Origin of the sequence: Pseudoalteromonas sp. PAR1 (assembly GCF_947311895.1) — a bacterium.
Classification (GTDB): Bacteria; Pseudomonadota; Gammaproteobacteria; order Enterobacterales; family Alteromonadaceae; genus Pseudoalteromonas; species Pseudoalteromonas lipolytica_C.
In genome coordinates, this window is record NZ_CAMZMY010000004.1 from 117,104 (window position 1) to 136,971 (window position 19,868).

General features: G+C 40.0%; 17 protein-coding genes and 7 tRNA genes. 3 read left to right on the forward strand and 21 right to left on the reverse strand.

Annotation, left to right across the window (positions count from 1 at the left end; all coding sequences use genetic code 11):
- Nucleotides 1-146: 146 nt before the first annotated feature.
- From QL229_RS04485 to QL229_RS04500, 4 genes are all read right to left on the reverse strand, one after another.
- Entirely contained in the window at nt 147-1,163 is a 1,017-nt protein-coding gene (locus tag QL229_RS04485; RefSeq protein WP_249930194.1) for an alkaline phosphatase D family protein, read from the reverse strand.
- Nucleotides 1,164-1,204: 41 nt separating this feature from the next.
- Nucleotides 1,205-2,332, reverse strand: a complete 1,128-nt coding sequence (locus QL229_RS04490) for an alkaline phosphatase family protein (protein ID WP_138557144.1) — start codon at nt 2,330-2,332, stop codon at nt 1,205-1,207.
- A 57-nt stretch (nt 2,333-2,389) separates the two neighbouring features.
- Nucleotides 2,390-4,747, reverse strand: a complete 2,358-nt coding sequence (locus tag QL229_RS04495) for a TonB-dependent receptor (RefSeq protein WP_281546505.1) — start codon at nt 4,745-4,747, stop codon at nt 2,390-2,392.
- A 212-nt stretch (nt 4,748-4,959) separates the two neighbouring features.
- On the reverse strand, nt 4,960-6,003 hold the full coding sequence (locus tag QL229_RS04500) for an alkene reductase (protein WP_138557142.1): 1,044 nt from the start codon (nt 6,001-6,003) through the stop codon (nt 4,960-4,962).
- Between the two features lie 284 nt (nt 6,004-6,287).
- Here QL229_RS04500 and QL229_RS04505 point away from each other — a divergent pair, with 284 nt between their 5' ends.
- Complete coding sequence (locus QL229_RS04505; protein WP_138557141.1) at nt 6,288-6,869, forward strand: TetR/AcrR family transcriptional regulator; 582 nt, start codon at nt 6,288-6,290, stop codon at nt 6,867-6,869.
- Between the two features lie 85 nt (nt 6,870-6,954).
- Nucleotides 6,955-7,353, forward strand: coding sequence for a DUF2750 domain-containing protein (locus QL229_RS04510; protein ID WP_138557140.1), 399 nt, complete (start codon nt 6,955-6,957; stop codon nt 7,351-7,353).
- Nucleotides 7,354-7,380: 27 nt separating this feature from the next.
- On the opposite strand, the gene QL229_RS04515 is transcribed toward QL229_RS04510, so the two are convergent.
- Nucleotides 7,381-8,265: an AraC family transcriptional regulator gene (locus QL229_RS04515; RefSeq protein WP_138557139.1), complete on the reverse strand. Its 885-nt coding sequence runs from the start codon at nt 8,263-8,265 to the stop codon at nt 7,381-7,383.
- Nucleotides 8,266-8,494: 229 nt separating this feature from the next.
- On the opposite strand from QL229_RS04515, the gene QL229_RS04520 reads away from it, so the two are divergent.
- Nucleotides 8,495-9,019 (forward strand): hypothetical protein, encoded by a 525-nt coding sequence (locus QL229_RS04520; RefSeq protein WP_138557138.1) that lies wholly within the window; start codon nt 8,495-8,497, stop codon nt 9,017-9,019.
- Nucleotides 9,020-9,182: 163 nt separating this feature from the next.
- Here QL229_RS04520 and QL229_RS04525 read toward each other — a convergent pair whose 3' ends face one another.
- From QL229_RS04525 to tolA, 16 genes are all read right to left on the reverse strand, one after another.
- Nucleotides 9,183-9,755: a uracil phosphoribosyltransferase gene (locus tag QL229_RS04525; protein WP_138557137.1), complete on the reverse strand. Its 573-nt coding sequence runs from the start codon at nt 9,753-9,755 to the stop codon at nt 9,183-9,185.
- A 1-nt stretch (nt 9,756) separates the two neighbouring features.
- Nucleotides 9,757-11,022 (reverse strand): AAA family ATPase, encoded by a 1,266-nt coding sequence (locus QL229_RS04530; protein WP_138557136.1) that lies wholly within the window; start codon nt 11,020-11,022, stop codon nt 9,757-9,759.
- Entirely contained in the window at nt 10,985-11,932 is a 948-nt protein-coding gene (locus QL229_RS04535) for a radical SAM protein (RefSeq protein WP_138557135.1), read from the reverse strand. The genes QL229_RS04530 and QL229_RS04535 overlap by 38 nt, the downstream gene beginning before the upstream one ends.
- Nucleotides 11,929-13,155: an ankyrin repeat domain-containing protein gene (locus QL229_RS04540; protein ID WP_138557134.1), complete on the reverse strand. Its 1,227-nt coding sequence runs from the start codon at nt 13,153-13,155 to the stop codon at nt 11,929-11,931. Before QL229_RS04540 ends, QL229_RS04535 begins: the two co-directional genes overlap by 4 nt.
- A 757-nt stretch (nt 13,156-13,912) precedes the next feature.
- A tRNA-Ser gene (locus QL229_RS04545) sits at nt 13,913-14,000 on the reverse strand.
- 148 nt (nt 14,001-14,148) lie between these two features.
- Complete coding sequence (gene nadA, locus QL229_RS04550; RefSeq protein WP_135925056.1) at nt 14,149-15,189, reverse strand: quinolinate synthase NadA; 1,041 nt, start codon at nt 15,187-15,189, stop codon at nt 14,149-14,151.
- Nucleotides 15,190-15,318: 129 nt separating this feature from the next.
- Nucleotides 15,319-15,394: transfer RNA gene (locus tag QL229_RS04555), tRNA-Lys, on the reverse strand.
- Nucleotides 15,395-15,448: 54 nt separating this feature from the next.
- Nucleotides 15,449-15,524, reverse strand: a tRNA-Lys gene (locus tag QL229_RS04560).
- A 54-nt stretch (nt 15,525-15,578) separates the two neighbouring features.
- Nucleotides 15,579-15,654: transfer RNA gene (locus tag QL229_RS04565), tRNA-Lys, on the reverse strand.
- A 54-nt stretch (nt 15,655-15,708) separates the two neighbouring features.
- Nucleotides 15,709-15,784, reverse strand: a tRNA-Lys gene (locus tag QL229_RS04570).
- A gap of 54 nt (nt 15,785-15,838) precedes the next feature.
- Nucleotides 15,839-15,914: transfer RNA gene (locus QL229_RS04575), tRNA-Lys, on the reverse strand.
- A 54-nt stretch (nt 15,915-15,968) separates the two neighbouring features.
- Nucleotides 15,969-16,044: transfer RNA gene (locus QL229_RS04580), tRNA-Lys, on the reverse strand.
- A 168-nt stretch (nt 16,045-16,212) separates the two neighbouring features.
- The gene (ybgF, locus tag QL229_RS04585) at nt 16,213-16,971 is read right to left on the reverse strand and encodes a tol-pal system protein YbgF (protein WP_281546506.1); all 759 of its coding nucleotides are present in this window, start codon (nt 16,969-16,971) and stop codon (nt 16,213-16,215) included.
- 12 nt (nt 16,972-16,983) lie between these two features.
- Nucleotides 16,984-17,526 carry a peptidoglycan-associated lipoprotein Pal gene (gene pal / locus QL229_RS04590; protein WP_135925061.1) on the reverse strand — a complete coding sequence of 181 codons (543 nt, stop codon included), beginning with the start codon at nt 17,524-17,526 and terminating at the stop codon, nt 16,984-16,986.
- 34 nt (nt 17,527-17,560) lie between these two features.
- Nucleotides 17,561-18,919 (reverse strand): Tol-Pal system beta propeller repeat protein TolB, encoded by a 1,359-nt coding sequence (gene tolB, locus QL229_RS04595; protein WP_135925063.1) that lies wholly within the window; start codon nt 18,917-18,919, stop codon nt 17,561-17,563.
- Nucleotides 18,920-18,928: 9 nt separating this feature from the next.
- A complete protein-coding gene (gene tolA / locus QL229_RS04600; RefSeq protein WP_135925066.1) occupies nt 18,929-19,867 on the reverse strand; it encodes a cell envelope integrity protein TolA in 939 nt (312 codons plus the stop codon).
- Nucleotide 19,868: the final 1 nt, after the last annotated feature.

The following is a 19,868-nucleotide window of genomic DNA, read 5'->3' on the forward strand; positions in this document are numbered from 1 at the left end:
ACTGTCCTTGCTTGAAACTAACTAATTGACACAGTGTAAGATATTTTAATTAGATGGGATAGAGAGAAATACCCGCAAACAAGGCTTAATTCCATGTTTGCCATGAGCTGCGGGTACGTATTACGGGTATGCGCTACAGGCAATATTTACTGGTATGGACTTATCGTCGATAACGCAAACTCGGTGTGCATTATCTCATCTCCCTTAATACCTTTAAGCGCAATACGAATGGTAGGATCTGCTTTTTGCCAATCGATTGTTAAATCGCCGTAGTTAACCTCATGAGTGTAATCACCCACACGGTGTTTATTAGGGCTAACATCTTTCCACTTTTCTGTTAGTCCAGAGCTGGTCATCTCATAAAGTGGGTAATCTAGGTTTTGTTGATACTTAGACAACTCCCCCCAGTGGGTATCGCCACTGACAATAATTACACCGTTTACTTTATGCTTTTTAATAAGCGTAAATAAACGCTCACGATCAGCAGGATAATTAGCCCATGACTCCCAGCCTGTAAAATCAGCCAATAGCTGTAAGCTTGAGGCAATGATTTTTATCTTTTCGTCTGACTTAAGCTCTTGCTCGAGCCATTGCCATTGTCTTTCACCAAGCATAGAGGCGTTTTTATCGGTTGTTGGGCTATAAGGCCCTTGTTTTGCAGGTTTTCGTTCAAGCTGATAGGTCATCGCCGATACGTGATTCAACGGTGCGCGATTAAAACGCAGATCAGGCATGATCACCTTTACTGTTTGTTCACCTTCACCGTAAGTGTACGAAGTGTAAATACCATCTTCACGAGTCCTGCGAGCAGAATCCGCAGGCTCTTGCCAAAAATCGAGCATGATTTTTCGTGACTGCTGTTTTTTGGGGTATTCGCTACCAGCGTCATTTTCGCCATAATCATGGTCATCCCACATGGCTATTATCGGGGTATTTGCACGTAATGTTTTAAAGCCCGGCTTTTGCCCTAAACGTTGATATTTATCGGCAAGTACCGACATATCTTCGGTATCTCCATAAATGTTATCGCCAAGGAACATAAATAAATCGGCTTGCTCTTTGTTGATGGCATCAAAAATGGGAATAGCTTTGTCTTGATGACCACATGAGCCAAACAAAATTTTACTCGGTGCGGCAATCGCACTCGCACAACTAACCAGCATTAATCCAGATAAGGCGCTTCTAAAAAAACTAAGCGTTAAACTCATTTTAAAATCTCCTTAATCGGCGCCGCCATTTTCGGATTAACTTGCTGACTGTTTACACCTAAAATGCTCAGCACAGTTGCCGCTACTTGCGCTTGTTTAAGCTCATTGCTTGGCTTTATTAAGCCCTTTGCTTTTATATCTGGGCCGATGGCTGCTAGCCAAATGTGTTCAGAGCCAACAATACCATTTGGAAAGTGCTTAATAGCTTGCTCTGAACGTGCCAGAGCACGCTTCGAACTATGATGCTGCCAATCATCAGCATGGCTGCCACGGCCATGATCAGTGGTAATGATCAATGTGGTATTGTCTTTATAGCCCGGTGTTTGTTGAATTGTTTGCCAAAGGTCACGAATAAACGCATCACTTTGTTTAGCCGATTTTAAGTAGGCATCATATTTACCGTTATGAGCAAAGTCATCGGTTTCACCCAAGCTAATAACAAGCAAACGCGGCTGTTTATTTAATAAATATTGTTTGGCAAATCGGTAGGTAAAGCTGTCGAGGCGAACATTGTGCCAAGGACTTGGGATCTCGCTTTGCATTTGGTTTAGCAGAGTCACTTCGGCTGACTTCACTGCATCAAAAGCTTCAAAGCCAGCATTAACATAAACCCCACTGCGCTCACGATTTACAATATAGGGAAACACATCCCAGCTACCAAAAAGTGCGGTTTTATCTTTAAACTCTGGCTGAGTATTTAAACTCTCTAAAATGGTTTTATTGGGGTTCGGCACTTTATCGTTACTATCGATATTTTCATCTACCATACCGGTTAAAATTTCACTGTAACCTGGGTATGAGAAATACCACGGGTTGCTTACCGACATCAATGAGCCTTGCGTTCTATCGCCAATCAAAACGCCTTGCTTTGCCAATGTTTCACTAAAAAATGGCATTAACGCTTGAGTTCGCTGTGCTTGGTCATCTCGCCAAAAAAGCGCCTTTAGTTCATCTGTATCTGCAACAAAATCAGTGTTATCGATTAGGTTTTTATCTGCACCAGAGAACACTTCTTGCCAGCGAAGGCCATCAAGAGTAACGAGCACAACATTGTCAGCAGCTTTACTGTTTGAGCTTAATAGTGATGCCGCTACCACCGCCGTGGCTAAAATTAATTTTTTCATATTTCACCTGCAAAAAAGCCCATCAACGATGGGCTATTTAAAACGTTAGCTTATTACTTAAAACTGCGCTGTAAGTGTTAAAGCTGCGGTACGTGGTGCACCAATAAAGTAGGTAGAGCCATTACCTGTGCCACCTGCGAGATATGATTTATCAAACAGGTTATTCACCACAAATGCAAGGTCGATTGATTTAAACACACCTGAATCAAGACTGGTGTTATAACCAATGTTTAAATCAACCAAGGTGTAACCATCAACCTCGTTACGCGAACGGGTTTGTTCATCAGTCCATGCACCTAAACGCTCACCTGTGTATTTAGCCGATAAACCAAAGCGGAAATCACCACTGTAGTAGTCTGCCGATACCACAAATAAATCTTGTGCTGAGTCAATCACTTCATCACCCGCTTTAAAGCTGGCTGATGCATCCTCAAGTAGCTCACCCTCGCTGTTGTAAGCACTTGGATCGTTCGATTGATACTCAGAGTTATTGTACGTATACGATGTGTAAAGGTTCCATTTGTCAGTCAGCATATAGCTTGCAGAAAGCTCCACACCCGTTGACTCTATACCACCAACGTTGATGTAAGAACCGTTCGTGCCAATCGTGTAGTCAATACCATCGGTATCACTGCCCGGAGCAATAAAGGTAATACGGTTATCAAATTCGATGCTGTAAGCGGTTGCCGTTAAACGTAAACGGTCATCACTGTAACGCACACCTAGGTCGATGTTTTCAGCTGTTTCAGGTTCAATTTCGGTCAATGTTGATGAATCGCGTTCAAGTACGCCGTCTTTAATTGCCGCAAAGTTTTCGCTGTAGCTGGTAAATAACTCTGTGCTTGCAGATAGCTGATACAACACACCGCCGCTGAATAGTACGTCTGAATCACTGTCGATTTTATCTGAATATTCATCTTCAAAATGGTTATAACGCTGCAGTTCAACAAGATACTGTTTAGCACCTAAATTAAGTGTGAAATCGCCTAAACTGATTGAGTCTTGCACGTACCATTTGAATGTATCTGTTTCAAACGTGTTCTTGTACTGTGTCCAATAAGGTGATTGGTCAAAATGATGATAGACACGGGCATCAATAACTTTATGCCAGTCACGTGATTCATCACGGTCTGTTTGTTCAAACCAAAAGCCGGCTTCAATATCATGATTGCCAAGCGTTACTTGGTACTCACCGGTCATACCTAAGCGGTCTTTTTTGTAGTGAGTATGACGATACGACATAACCGGAATGGCATCATCTGGGTAACAGGCTGGGTTTAAGCCGGGGCCAGATGACCATGGCCACTCTAAACTTGCCGTACAACCTGCAGCTGGTGCAAGTGGATTACCGTCGCTATCTGTAAAGCCATAGCTGCCTGCGTTTTCACCACCAATTGTTGTTGGGTTACCATCGCCATCAACCGGTGACGTTAAATAAGGCGGGATCCAATCACCACGACCCGAGTTTTTATGGTAGTAAGGCGACAAGCTTAAGTTTGAAGTGGCACCTAATGCGTAATCAAACTTTACATACGCAAGGGTATTTTCACGCAGTGTACCCCAGCCCTCAGCAAACATTTGATCAAAATGCGGCACGCCAGTCCAATTCCAAGTTAAACGATCCCAATCAGGGTTTTGTTCAAACTCACTAATGCTGATGCTGTTATAGTTAATTTCGTGAACATCATCATACGAAACACGACCCGTTACGGTTAAATCGCTAAAATCTGACACAAACTTAGCTTCGATGTGCTGGTTGTCTTTACCACCATTGCTGCCATCGCCAATCCAGCGGCTAGTGTCTGTTTGCGAATAGCTAATATAGGCTTGCGTGTTATCAAACACTGTGCCGGTTTCATGTTTAACAAAGTAACGGCTAGCATTGTGATCGCCCGTTGTATAAGCAAACGTGGTGCTTTGCTCAGTACTCGGTTGTACACTCACAAAATTAAATGTACCGCCTAGCGCTTCGAGTGATGCAGAGGCAATATCAGACGTACCTTGCCCTACTTCAACCGTTGCTAAGTTTTCGCTGTCAAGATAACGGTTTGCTTTTGCGCCGCCACCATAGTTAGAACCGCCATTAGGAATACCATCAATCGTCATACCTAATTGCTGTTGATTACCATCGATACTAAAGCCACGCATAGTAATGGTGGTTGACCAATCGTCACCACCAAATGCATCACCTTCGTTGATGCTAATACCCGGTAAGTTATCAATCACGGCTAACACACTTGATACTGAACTTTGTTGCTCAAGCATGGCAGGTTCAATGACGTTATTTGCATAACTGGTTGGCTTTGCAACAACGGTAATTTCTTCAATTTCGTTATTGGTGTTTGCATTTGCCGATGTTGCTAAAAGCGTTGCGATTACAAGGCTTAGTTTTGTTTTTTTAGTTACTGTGCTCATTGTTTTTCCAAGGTTACGTATATAAAAGCGGGCACAGTATGCAGAGCGTGTATTACATTTAGGGTCAAAATTTTTGACACAACAGTTAAACAATTAATGCATTTTCATGGCAGATTTAAGACTTAACTGTTTAATATATAAGAAAGTATTAGAAAAAACGCCCAGTTAAATTAACTGGGCGCTTGTTGGTTGGACAATATTATTAGATTTGCTTAAATCAACTCAGCCAGCATTTCTTCGCTATATGGTGTTAACGCTTCACCATTTTTAACTTTACTGATGTAATCTGGGTTCGCAATGAATGGGCGACCAATCGCAATTAAATCAAATTGGTTGTTATCGATAGCTTGATTTGCTGTTTCAAAGCTATAGCTACCTACCCCTACCAAGGTACCTTTATAAGCACCACGCATATATTCAGACGCCGACTTATTACCTAAACTTGCAAAGCGCATGCTGTCATCAAAGATACCAACATGTAGGTACGCAAGGTTACGTGTTTCAAGTGCTGGTAATAGATAATCAAATACTGCTTTATCACCGTCGCTTTCAGTCATATTAAAATACGCACCTGGCGATAAGCGTAATGCTGTTTTATCTGCACCAATGGCTGCCACTACAGCATCAACAACTTCAAGAGCAAAACGTGACATGTTTTCTGGTGTTTGACCGTATTGGTCTTCACGTTGATTGGCAGCAAAGTGTAAGAATTGATCAATCAAGTAACCATTCGCACCATGAATTTCAACGCCGTCAAAACCCGCTTCAATTGCATTTTCAGCCGCTTTTGCGTAGTCAGCAATTAAACCTTGGATGTCTTCGATGGTTGCAGCTTTTGGTGTCACGTAAGTTAACTCGCGCATTCTTGGTACCGAACCCTCTACACCAATTGCTGATGGTGCCAGTACATCACCACCAAAAAAGTGAGGATGAGCAACACGACCTACGTGCCAAAGCTGAGCAAACATTTTGCCGCCTTTCGCGTGCACAGCATCGGTCACTTTCTTCCAACCTTGAATTTGTTCACTGGTAAATAGACCCGGTGTATTTGGGTAACCTTGAGCATCTGGGCGAATAATCGTTGCTTCGCTAATAATTAAACCGGCATCGGCACGGCGCGCATAATAATCAACCATCGCTTGGGTTGGAACGAGGTTATCGTCGCTCATACAGCGTGTAAGTGGGGCCATTAGTACACGGTTTTGCAGCTCAATACTGTCGTTTAGTTTAAATGGAGAAAGTAAATCGGTTGTCATAGTTTTATCCTTATCTTGAACATACATTCAAGATAAGGGCGAAACATACACACTTCAAGGTTTATTTTGAATATTCGTTCAAGATTACGTAAACTTCGTTTATACCAATTCGCTTAATTAAGTGGTCTATTTTGAGGCAAGAAAACCTCGTTGATAACAAGGCAAAAATTTCGTTATTTAGTTGTTCTAAATCAGAAATTTTTAACGCGGGTAGCGACAGGTTTAATCCCTCAAAATGACTAAGTATTATTGCGGATTGGTATTATATACCGTGAGGAGCTTTAATGAGAACTGCTGAATTTGATACTGAATTTGTACTACGCCAAGCCATGCATGCCTTTATGCAATATGGCTATGCGAAGACCAGTATGCAAAAATTAAAAGAAGTGACTCATCTTCATCCGGGCTCTATTTACGCGGCTTATGGCAACAAAAAAGGCTTATTTTTAGCCGCTACTGAGCAGTATCAAAAAGACAGAAACCAACAATTTACTGCCCTTTTTAATGACCAACAATCAATTTTATCGACCCTCAAGCATTACTTAACTGTGATTGTTGATGAATGTATTGAAGGTGAAGTTGCCAAGGTATGTTTGCTTACAAAAAGTATTTCTGAGGTTGAAGGCAACGACCCACAAATTTGCAGTGTGCTGCGTGGTAACCTTAATGCCTACGAGAATGCACTCGCCGAACAAATTCAAAAAGCCCTTGATAACAACGAATTTAAAAGTAGCAAGCCAGCTCAACAGTTGGCGCGCTTTTTAGTAATGGGTATATACGGTATTCGTACCTATGCACTAACAAATCAAGATCCAAAATCTCTGCAACAACTTGCTGACGATCTATTCGCTGCATTAGTAAATTAATTTAGCTATTAACTTTACTTGTCATATTTATTTATCACCTTATGATTAAGGTGTAGCTGTGTATAACTAAAAGAGTGAGCCTGTCATGAATAATGCAACTGCTAAACGTGTTGAAACTGAGTTTGATGCTGTACTCGCCTTAGGCGCAAAGAAACGACTCGCTTATATGTTTGAAACGGTTCAAGAGTTTAAACAAGTGTGGATCCTCAATGATGAACATGGCTGTGTCATGCTCTCTAACGAAGACGACGACTGTGTTCCTGTATGGCCTAGCCGCGAGTTTGCACAAAGCTGGGCAACCGGTGAATGGCAAGATTGCGAGCCCAAAGCGATTCCAGTAAAAGATTGGTTAAGCCGCTGGACGCCCGGCCTTGAACAAGATGACTTACTGATTGCTGTATTCCCAACTGACGAGGATGATGGCACGATTTTATTCCCCGATGAGTTTGACTCGCAACTAAGAGTGCCGAAAAAACGATTTTAAATACAAGGGAGCCATGCGCTCCCTTTTTTATGCTATTTGTTGTAAGCGCAGTGCTGAAATATCTTTTATCGGTGGCTTACCAAAAAAGCGAGTGTACTCGCGGCTAAACTGGGATGGACTCTCGTAACCCACTTTTAAAGCAGCAGAGCCTACATCTATTCGCTCATTTAGCATTAATTGCCTTGCCGCCTGCAATCGTAAGTTTTTTACGTATTGCAATGGGCTCATTTTTACTACATCACGAAAATGCAGCCTGAATGTTGACGGGCTCATGTGTGCATCACGAGCCAAATCATCGATTGAAAATTGACTGGTAAAGTTTTCTTTTAACCAACATAAGGTTTTGGCGATTTTTTGATGGGCAGAGCCAGACATCACAATCTGTCTTAAATAAGGGCTATGCGGACTATTTAATAAACGCAATATGATTTCTTTTTTAATTAGTGGCGCAAGATTAGCTTTTAAATGTGGCTCATTGTCGAGTTGAATAAGCCTAAGTAAAGCATCAAGTAAGCCGTTATCAGTATCAACCACCGACATAGCTTGATGTTTAGGGAACTTATCTTGCCCTGCAAACTCCATTTCAGCAACAATATGGCTTATTTCATGAGCATCTAAGCGTAGATATAAGCCGTAAAATGGCTGCTCTTTACTAGCACGAGTAATATTTGAGGCAACAGGCACATCGACTGAGGTCACGAGTGATTGGCCGTCAGTGTAATCATAACTATGCTCACCTAGTACCACTCGCTTTGCGCCTTGCAAGCTAATGCCCAGTCCTAATTCATACACGCAGGCCATCGGCAATGAAACTTCGCTTCGTCTGAACACCAATAACTCTGGAATAGCTGTTTCAAAACTACCATCTGCAACCGCTATCGCTTTCACTGCTTCTAATAATGCCTGACGCATTTAGATTACCTCTAATAAATACTCCATTAAGTGTATCACCGTAATTTGAAGTTAGGACCATTTAAGGTAACAGTTCGTTGCTTTAGGCAAAAATTACATCATTTATGGCAAGCAGAAACCGCCATCATCGACCATAATGTATTTTCAATTTTTCGATTACATACTCTATGTAATCAGCCACTGCTACAAAACTTCAATATATTCAATACCTAAAATCAAAAGAGAAATTATGAACCCAAATAACACGGATCTATTTGTGTTTGTCGCGATCGCTGCTTTGGTAACCGTTCATGACAAGCCTTTGTTAAAACGAGCATGTCAGCACGCATTGAATGATGGCATATCAATGCAAGAGTTGTGTGATATTTTACCGCATATTAGTGTGTATTCTGGGATGCCAAAAGCATTGTTGGCGCTAGATATTTTAAACTCGCTTGATGATATTCAAGGTTCAAATTCGCTGCTTATCAAACGCACAGAACAGCAACTAAAAACCGCACTGACATTGGGTCAGCTGCCTTTTGACAAAGAGCAGCAAAACAACGCCGTGTTTGAGCTTGCCTCTTTAGGTGCATTATTTGCGTTAGACGATGCCAGCAGCTTAGTTAGTGAGCAACTTAAGCGCTGTGTAATACTTGGCTGTAGCCGTGAACAACTTGAATTATTAGTAATAGAACTTGCCAGAAAGGTCAGTAGCCACATAGCCATGCGCGCTAAATGTTATCTCGAAAAGCACTTTGCTAAGGTGGGTTAATTTTTTTTGGTTGCTTGCAAAAAATGAACACAGCTAATGCTGTGTCATTTTTTGACTCTTTGGAAAAATCGTCTCGTACGGTTAACTACAAAGTCTCAAAAACCGAAAGCTAGTAGAAACTTCAACTATCGACAAGAATATCAAATATGGCATGTAATAGTCGTTATAACGTTCCGAATAACCTATCTCCAGTATCAGGCCCGATATTCCCCTGTATTTTAGATACCTTTGCGCCAGTGTATTTATTATCTGACAACCTTACAGTAAATATTTTCAAGCCAGGTAATAACTCGACTGAGCTAGAGGGCATCACCGTTGTAAAGACCATACTTTTTTTCCTTTCAACTTCAGGCAATTGGTTAGTAACACTGAGAATACTTTTACCTGAGTTTATAACCGCATCAACGATCAGAACTTGTTTTCCTTTGATTGACGTTAAAATATCATCAGTAACAAGATCATTATTTAGGAAATGAATATCCACCAATTTGCCCATTTTCTCTAACATATCACTGATACCTAGAGCAAAGTTTAAGCCTGCTCTCATCATGACAAGAACAGAAAAGTGTTTTTGATTCAAATAATCAGTTTTTACTAAATTTTCTGCTGAAGCTTGTCCAAGATTAAAATGAGCCTCTCTTAATTTATAGCCAGTAGTTTTTGAGCGACTTTTACAATGCTCAATTAACGCTTTATTTTCTGGAGAAAATTTAGTTTCTAGTACAGTTACACTCATTCTAACTAACTCCAGAAATTTGTTTTACGGGGTAATGCCAGTCTTTCGCAAACAACTGGGCAATACTAGATTGATTATTTTGTTTCAAGTATTCCATTACAGCCTTATTTATTTTTCTGTGAGCTACTATAAGTCCAATATCAGAGCTTTCGAGCATTGGGACATCAATGATAGAGTCTCCAATCGAAGTGACTTTGATATTATGATTTCTTATTTCTTCAACAAAAAATTTCTTAAAAAGAGGTGTGACAAAATAAGGCGATTGAATATTAGATGTATTTCCATAGAGAATTTTTATCGAACCAAGCTCTTCGATTTTAGGTTGCCAAATTTCAGTTAATCCTGAAGTTAAAGCAATAACAAATGAATATCTCTGGTTTTCAACAACCCGCTCTATGTCAGCGCTAATTTTGATTTTTTCCTTTGCAAATAAAGACGCCTCCGCTCTCTGCTGCTTATTAAATTGAGTATACAATTTGTTAGCTTTAAAGAATTGATAACTTGAATAACGATCACCCACAAATATTTGTTTCAATATTTTTGCATCTATCTCTAGATAACTACAATAGTCATAAGTCGTATCATTAGTAGCAAAAGTATTATCGCAATCAATGGCTAAAACCTCAGATATATCTGTGATTTCAACTTCTGATAATAGCTTTCTTACTAGGTCTTTGGCTATGCTTTGATAGTCATAATTCTGTCTAAAGCATTTAACCCAAGATAACACGAACTCAACACAACTTTGAGTATCTTCATCCAATATAACCAACTCTTTGTTTAAGCTTGAACACATAGTTTGCATAGCGCTTATTTCAAAAGCCTTCCATGCTTCTATGTCTTGAGTTTGGATGTCTGTATTTTTTTTATCACCGACACTTTGTCTTGAGTTTTCAATAATTAACTCTGAATCCGTATCCAAATAAAAGAAGTGGTCATAACAATTTTTATCTGACTCAGTAAAAACAATCTCAAAACCACCTTGCTTAACATCACTAGGAAAAGCAAAGTGACCATCAACGAAAACTACTTCGTATTCAGCATCGAAATCGCTGATCAAATTAATAAACTCTTCACGCAAGTGATGCTTTTTATCATCGGACAGCTCTTTAAACTTACTTCCATATATCTCATCAGCAAGTTCATTTAATTTTGTCGAACCCGGAATATGAATTGCACTTACATCATTCTCATTAAGATAAGAAATGATATGACTGATTTGGTAATCTTTACCGGATCTCGACGTGCCATATATTGCTATTTTCATCAGCTTTTAATCCTACATACTTATCAAAGTAACACTCGCCATCTTTCAAAGGTTTCATTTTTCTCATCAATGCCTCTAACTCAGATAACTCCATATCAAATGGCCCATAATTGTAATCTTCATTACCATAAAATCTGCCACATGGATAAATCCCTCTTTTAGTGATAAAAATATTCGTTCGACCTACTCCACAAAGACTCCCATACATAGTGCAGTCATATTTTTTCTTCTTATTTTCATCCAGTTGCCTAACTTCAAACTGGCTTCCTTTAAAAAATTCAAGTAAGTCTTTATATTCTGGTTCAGTAACCACTAAACTTTGATCGTGAGAATCAAAAAGGCGAGAGAAAGTCACATCTTTAAAGTTTTCATCAGTTAAAAACTCAAAAAGTTTCACCTGATTTTTGAGCGTCTCTTGATGGACGGTGCAATTAATGGGCGGTTTCTCTTTAAATTTTTCTTCATATTTTTTTACTCCTTTATAGACCTCATCGAACTTTTCTCGACCAACATTATGCAGTTCTTCATAACCGTCTACCGAAAAGCAAAGCTTGATCAAGCTCTGATTTCTATAGAAAAAATCAAGAATGTCTTTATTCAAAATTGTGCCATTCGTTATCGTATAAAACTGTAAGTTCTCAATTCCCTGTTGTAGTACATATTGAATAAGGTCTTTTATCTTACGGTACTGTAAAAGTGGTTCTCCTGATCCAACGATGCCTATTTTAAAAGTATCAATGCCACTTATTTTTGCATAACGATGAATAGCATCAATAATACTTTTCAACTCACCAGTATTAAACTCTTGAGGTAAACCACTTAACTTTCCATTATCTTCGTTGTGGAAGTGGCAATATGCACACTTTAAATTGCACCTTTCACCTAATGAAATGCATGCTCTATCAATCATTTTCTATCCTTAAAAAGTAATGTAACTGTTTGATGATTTATCTTCTTTGGATTAAGGTAATCTGCGGCTTGTTTATTTTTCCTACAACGAATAGTTAAATCAGTTAAGGGAACTAGCTTACTGATAATTTTCTCGTAATTTTTAATACATGCTTTAAATAAGGCGGTATAGCCATTGCTATCTTGTTGATTAACGCAAGCACCATTATCTAAGAAAAAATCAACGCCTAAATTAAACCCGCTCCATGCTGAGATCATCAAAGGTGTATTGCCCGCATTTTTTGCGCCACTCCCTAGGTCAATATCAGCACCATGTTCAGCTAAGAGTTTTATCATGGATAGATTTTTTAACTGGGTAGCATGATGAACAGGAGAAAAATTGTATTTATACTTATCCTGCTTATCAACATCGATATTAGGTAATGATAAAATGTATTTCAGAATCTCCTGGTTTCGACTTCTTACTGCTGTAATCAATGGAGTAAAACCATCATCTGGATTATGAAAATTAACATCGACACCTTCTAAGTCGTAAGTTTTTATGTCTTCTAACTTGCAGCTTTTAATGAGAGAAACAAACTCTATCGTTTTTACTGGATCAAATTCGGTATCAATATTTGCAAACTGCTGGGCATAAGTCTGAGGGGTTATTGACGATAAGTTTTTCACTCCCTTACACAAAAATTGAAAATATATATCATCCGATAGTAAATATACTTCATTGTTGGGCTTAGCTCTTGCTCGCCTTATCGCCACATCTGCAATTTTTTCATCATTATTACCATCGTTCTTGTGGTTTTTAGAAATTGTTAGGCGATCTTTAATGTTATTAACCGAACTCATAACCAACCAGGCTTTCTGCTTTACTGCTGGTTTACCACGATCTTTCAAGTTATTTAGTTCTGAGATAACGATATCAGGCACGATTACTTCATCAAACGTTGTCAACAAATCCGATAAAAAATTTGGCCGTTTAATAAGAGCAGAAGTATCAACCACAACCAATTTCTGTGAATCTGTAGCGATTCCTAGTATTTCATCCGTGGACCTTTCGAACGTCTGTGCCAATTTTATTAATTGACTTGACGATGGTTCATTTTTACCATTTTCCCAATTTGATATTACGGGGCGTGCGACATTTATTTTATTGGCCAAATCCTTCTGGGACATTTTTCTTCCCTCTCTAAGTGATTTTATGTTCTTCCCTATTTGATCTGTAATCATTAGTTACAACTCCATTTAATTTTCAGTAGGTTGGCAGAAAGCCTGTATCGAATCATAGCCAACCAACAATAATCACTCAATGAAATAAACCGAGATGTATAAATCTATTACACAATGTATAAAATCATGACAATAATAAGCCACTGGTAATTCGTAATGGACAAATTAACTAGAGACTTTTGGGGCTAGTAGCTTGAAAAAGCTTTTGCTTGAATAAAAAAGCAAACCAATATGTTAAAGTAAGAATTCTATCCCTAGTATTTCCCCACTCGCCGAAACTTCATCAGTTAATCACCATCTACTGGAAAGTGAAACTAAACATTCGATTAAATATTTGTGTGACTCTTTAAATCTTGGATTCCCAAAACATCCAGTTATGTTCTGGATGGTGCATCTTAGTAGGTAAGATTGAAACGCGAAAAGCTCTACAAATTATTGTGAAAGCTTTCGTGTAGTGTTATCGCTTAAACTAAATTTTTAATAAAAAGTAAAAGGAAGTCTGCAATGAAAATTGGTTATGCCCGAGTTCACAGCAACGACCAAGATCTGCAAATCGTGGTGCAGTTTTTCAGTACAAGTTAGAAGGTGCTGCTAAAAAACAGTTATAAATCTGGGTGAGCTAAAACTAATAATGTTATTTCCTTGCAGAATGCCTTGGCCTTTTCTACTTAGAACATACACCTCATCCAATGATATGGTAAGCAATTGATTTTATAATTAACAAGTGATTTTAAAGCGTAAATGCTTTGAGCTAGGATGGCGGTGACGGAGAGATTCGAACTCTCGATACGTTGCCGTATACACACTTTCCAGGCGTGCTCCTTCAGCCACTCGGACACGTCACCTAAGGCGCTTAGAGTTTAGCGCGGCGTTATAGTATGAAAACAACCCTACAGACGCAAGGGCTTTTTAAAATAGTGTAGTTAAGTGATTAGTAATCAAACAAAAAAGGCAAGGTAAACACCTTGCCTTTTATATATAGACGGTTAGTTGTTAACGCTGAAGCGTTGCTGAGAACTCTAACATACGATTAAGCGACTTTAATGCGCCTTCGCGTAAGTCCATATCAACAAACACTTCTTTACCTTCTGGGTCTGTCAGTGCTTCTTCAATCGCTTTTAAGCCATTCATTGCCATCCACGGGCAATGCGCACAGCTTTTACATGTTGCGCCTTCACCTGCTGTTGGTGCTTCAAAGAATTCTTTCTCTGGGCATAACTGCTGCATTTTGTAGAAAATGCCACGGTCAGTCGCGACGATGAACTTTTTGTTGTCCATGGTTTGCGCTGCTTTGATAAGTTGGCTTGTTGAACCAACTGCATCTGCTAAGGCTACAATCTCCGCAGGTGACTCTGGGTGAACCAATACAGCCGCATCTGGGTGTAAGGCTTTCATATCCTTAAGTGCTTTGGTTTTAAACTCGTCATGAACGATACAGGCGCCATTCCACATGATCATGTCAGCACCTGTGTTCTTTTGAATATAAGAACCTAAGTGTTTGTCAGGACCCCAAATGATTTTTTCGCCTTGCTCATCTAAGTGCTCTACGATCTCTAGGGCACATGAAGAAGTCACTATCCAATCAGCACGCGCCTTAACTGCAGTTGATGTATTTGCATACACTACTACTTTGCGATCTGGATGCTGATCACAAAACGCAGAGAACTCTTCGATTGGGCAACCTACGTCTAATGAACAGGTTGCAGCAAGTGTTGGCATAACAACTGTTTTATTTGGCGTAAGGATTTTTGCTGTTTCGCCCATGAAGCGAACACCCGCAACCACAATTACATCTGCGTCGTGCTTAGCGCCAAAACGCGCCATTTCTAGCGAGTCAGCAACACAACCACCTGTTTCTTCAGCAAGCGCTTGAATTTCAGGATCAGTGTAATAATGGGCAACAAGAACGGCGTTCTTATCTTTCAATAATTGTTTGATACGTGCCTTGTACTCGGCTTGCTCGTCTTTAGATAACGGAGCTGGCTTTGGAGGGAAGATATAATCTTCAGGCATAATTTGTTCAGCTAGACTCATTTCTCGACCACTTAGTCCACAGTGCATTCATGGCGCGAATTATACGAGAATCTTAAGCTAAAGAACAGTATTGCTGTGCGCTGTTAAGATAAATAAAGGATAACTTAGATAGAAAAGGTAAGTAAGAGATGGTGGGTCATGATGGACTTGAACCATCGACCAATGGATTAAAAGTCCACTGCTCTACCAACTGAGCTAATGACCCGCTCTGAATATTTAGATGCGTAAATCCGCCGATGTGAGATACCATTTTTAGAAATGGTGGGTCATGATGGACTTGAACCATCGACCAATGGATTAAAAGTCCACTGCTCTACCAACTGAGCTAATGACCCGCTCTGGATATTTAGATACGTAAATCCGCCGATGTAAAATACCATTTTTAGAAATGGTGGGTCATGATGGACTTGAACCATCGACCAATGGATTAAAAGTCCACTGCTCTACCAACTGAGCTAATGACCCGCTCTGAATATTTAGATGCGTAAATCCGCCGATGTGAGATACCATTTTTAGAAATGGTGGGTCATGATGGACTTGAACCATCGACCAATGGATTAAAAGTCCACTGCTCTACCAACTGAGCTAATGACCCGCTCTGAATATTTAGATGCGTAAATCCGCCGATGTGAGATACCATTTTTAGAAATGGTGGGTCATGATGGACTTGAACCATCGACCAATGGATTAAAAGTCCACTGCTCTACCAACTGAGCTAATGACCCGCTCTGAATATTTAGATACGTAAATCCGCCGATGTAAGATACCATTTTTAGAAATGGTGGGTCATGATGGACTTGAACCATCGACCAATGGATTAAAAGTCCACTGCTCTACCAACTGAGCTAATGACCCGCTCTTTTTTCCGCAATTCGGCTGTTGTTACCAATCGCCTGCTGCGGGCGCTTATAATACTTATTTAAATGCTGAGTGCAACAGAAAATATCTCTTTTTTTAAGTTTTTATGTCTAGATGCCTAATTTTAGACCGCTTAAGTCAAAAAGCAGTCTAATCAGGTCAAATCTACATTTGCGACAGACGTTCTGTGGCTAATTTTGCAGCAGTCGTACTTGGGTACTGATTAATTAAATCATTAAAGGTTTTAAGTGCTTGCTCGCTTAAACCTTGATCAGCTAATAAGTTTCCTAACTTTAGCATCGCATCTGGGCGCTTGTTAGAATTAGGATACTCATTGACTACTTTTTTAAAGTGTTCAGTCGCACCCGCTTGATCATTTTGTATTGTTAACAACTGACCTAACCAATAATGTACATTAGATGCATATACTGAATTAGGATAAGTCGTTAAGAATGTTTGAAACTCAGGAATCGCTTGCTCATAACGTTTATCTTTCATGATTAACGCTACAGCGCGCTCATAAGCCTCGTTTTCTGATAAGTCTGAACTAATCGCTTGCGTAGCCCCTACATCGGTATAGCTGTTTGTAGGTTGAGCTGGCGTAGCAGGTTGGCTATATGCTTGGCTTACACGATTCTCGATTTCTTGGTACAACTCGCGTTGGCGCTGAAGTACTTTTTCAAGCTTATAGCTTTGCTCTTCCGTAATACCACGAACTTGGCTTACTTCGTCTTGTAATATATTAAGCTGCTGCTGAAGCTCAGCTTGTAATAAATTACGTGACTTCATCATGTTTTCTAACGCGACTAAACGCTTCTCAATGCTCGATTGTGAGCTTGCAGCTTCTGAAACAGGAGCGGGAGCAGCCCATAACTGGGTGCTCCCGCTTAAGATCATTGCTGCCAAAATAATTTTCGGCTTCATAATGACTCTTTATTAGTAAACTAATACTGCGCGACGGTTTTTCGCGAACGCTTCTTCAGTGCGAGACTTAACCATTGGCTTTTCTTCACCATAGCTCACTACTGACATTTGGCTAGCAGAAACACCTAAGCTTTGTAAATATTTTTCTACTGCTTGACCACGGTGCTCACCTAACGCGATGTTGTACTCAGGTGTACCGCGCTCATCTGCGTGACCTTCGATTAGTACTTTAACTGATGGGTTTTGTACTAAGAATTCAGCGTGTGCTTGTAAAAGCTCAGCATATTTGCTTTGAATTTTTGCATTATCAAAACCGAAGTAAATGATTTGCTCTTGACGTAACGCTTCGTATTTTTGACGAAGTGCTTCTTCAGCTTGCTGCTCTGGAGTAAGTGTTGCAACTTCAACTGTATCATTGTTGTTTGATTGCTCAACCATACCTTGGTTAGATTGGTTTGCAGCACCTTCATCAAGATCAGAAGAAGAGCTACATGCTGCTAATGTCATCACTGGCACAGCAATTAGCAGGCCTTTTAAAGTTTTATTAAGTTGCATTTAATTGATTCCTATATTGAGTAAACCAGTAAAATTACTGTAAATAAGGCGACCAAGCCGGTGCCTTAACTTGTCCGTCTAGTACAGGCAAACGTGCTTTAAAGCGACCATCCATAGAAACTAACGCTAATACCTGTTTATTATTATGAAGCGTGCTATAGATAATCATCGAACCGTTTGGCGCGATACTTGGCGATTCATCTAGGCGTGTTCTCGTTAACACTTGGAACGCACCAGTAGCTAGCTCTTTTTTAGCAAGATGGTATCGACCGTTTGTTCGATTCACCATCACTAATTCTTTTCCGTCAGGTGAAATAGAACCTGCTAAATTCATATCACCATCAAACGTCATTCTTTTAGCTCTGCCTGTTTTTAAATTTAACTTATAAATCTGGGCATTACCACCCCTTTCAGACGTAAACACAATATCTTCACCATTTGGGAACCAAGAAGGCTCTGTATCGATACTGCGGTGATTTGTTAGGCGTGTTTCTTTACGCGTAGCAAGGTCTAAAAGGTATACTTCGGTTGCACCATTGCGGTCTTTCGAAAGTACTAAAAGTAGCTTTTTACCATCTGGTGAAAACTGTGGTGCACCATTGATACCTTGATGGCTTGTGATTAACTCGCGCTTACCAGTGTAAAGATCTTGGATGTAAATTTGGCTTTGACGATTCTCAAAAGTTACATACGCAAGCTTAGTCCCATCTGGTGACCACGCTGGTGACATAAGAGGTTCTTTAGAGCGAAGTAGAACTTGTTCATTATAACCGTCGTAATCTGCAACAACGAGCTGATAAGGTTTTGGCTCATCATCACGCACGATAACGTAAGCAATTTTTGTTAAAAATGCGCCTTTTTCGCCAGTTAGCGCTTCGTAAACCACATCACTAATGCGATGTGCATAACGGCGAAAACCGGTTTCAGAAATCACACTTTCACGGGCGTCTAAAATATGATCTTGGCTTTGCATTAATTTGCCATTAGCCATCATTTTTGTTTGTCCGCCAGTGATTTGCCCACGAATAACATCAATAAGTTCATATTTTACAAGGTAGCGACCGCCTGGCTGTTGCTCTACTTGACCAACAAGCACAGCCTCAACGCCTTGGTTAACCCATGCGCCATAGTCAACATCAGCATCTTTGCCCGGTAACTGCGGCATGTTTGCTACATCGATTGGCTTAAACTTACCACTGCGCATTAAATCAGCTGCAATCACTTTATTTAATTCTTCAGGGATAGGACCAACACCTTGATATTTAAAAGGCACAACCGCAATTGGGCGAGCGCCATCGATACCATCGGTAATTACAATTTCTAAGGCAGCACTGGCAATGCCATGAAAGCCCAGTAATACAATAAAAAACGCAGTTTTTATCTGGTTAAACATATCATTCCTTTAAAATTTAGGTGCTATGGTTAAGTTTATATTTTTTAGTTGCTCAAATACGTCACGATCAGGTGATACTGGTAATGTATCTGCCATACGCACTGCACGCATTGCAGCTTCACACACTAAGGTATCACCACCAAGCGATTTTACTTGAGTCACAAGGCCATTAAAACCAAGACGTATATTAAGGCGACACTCTTTGCCTTTCATCTTCTCATCTTTTAAGAAGTTTTGCTGAATGCGTGCCATTATTAACGCTTTGTATTTTTCAACTTCGCCTAGAACTTGTTGTTGACGTACCTTGTTACGTGCAGCTTGCTCTGCTGCTAACTGTTCTTGCAGCATTTGTTCTTGTAAAGCTTGTTGACGCTTACGTTCAGCTTCTTCAGCTTTACGTTTACGCTCAGCTTCTGCTTCAGCTGCTTTACGCTTACGCTCTTCTTCCGCTTTCTTTAACGCTTCTTCTTCAGCTTTACGTTTATCAGCGGCTGCTTTTGCTGCAGCTTCAGCCTCTTGCTTTTGCTTTTCAGCTTGTTTGGCTTTTGCACGTTCTTTCTCTTGAATTTCACGTGCTTTTTTCGCTTGTGCTTCAGCTTCTGCTTTTTCTTTTTCCTTAGCACGGCGCTGTTGCTCTAGCTTTTTAAGACGACGGTCTTCAGCTTCTCTTTGCTTACGCGCTTCATTAGCTCGACGCTCTAGCTCTTGAATACGTTTCGCTTCGGCTTGTTTTTTTGCTTCTTCTTGCTTTTTAAGCTCTGCAATTTTCTGCTCAACCTGTTGTTGATCAACGGTAACAGCAGACACAGCTTTTTCTGGTGCAGGTAACGCTGGATTAAGGTTTACTTCCATGACTTTAGGAGCTGGCATATGAAAGTTTGCACTCGCTACTAAAAAACCAACGATAGCAAGGTGCAAAATAACCGATTTTATTATTGATGCACGCATA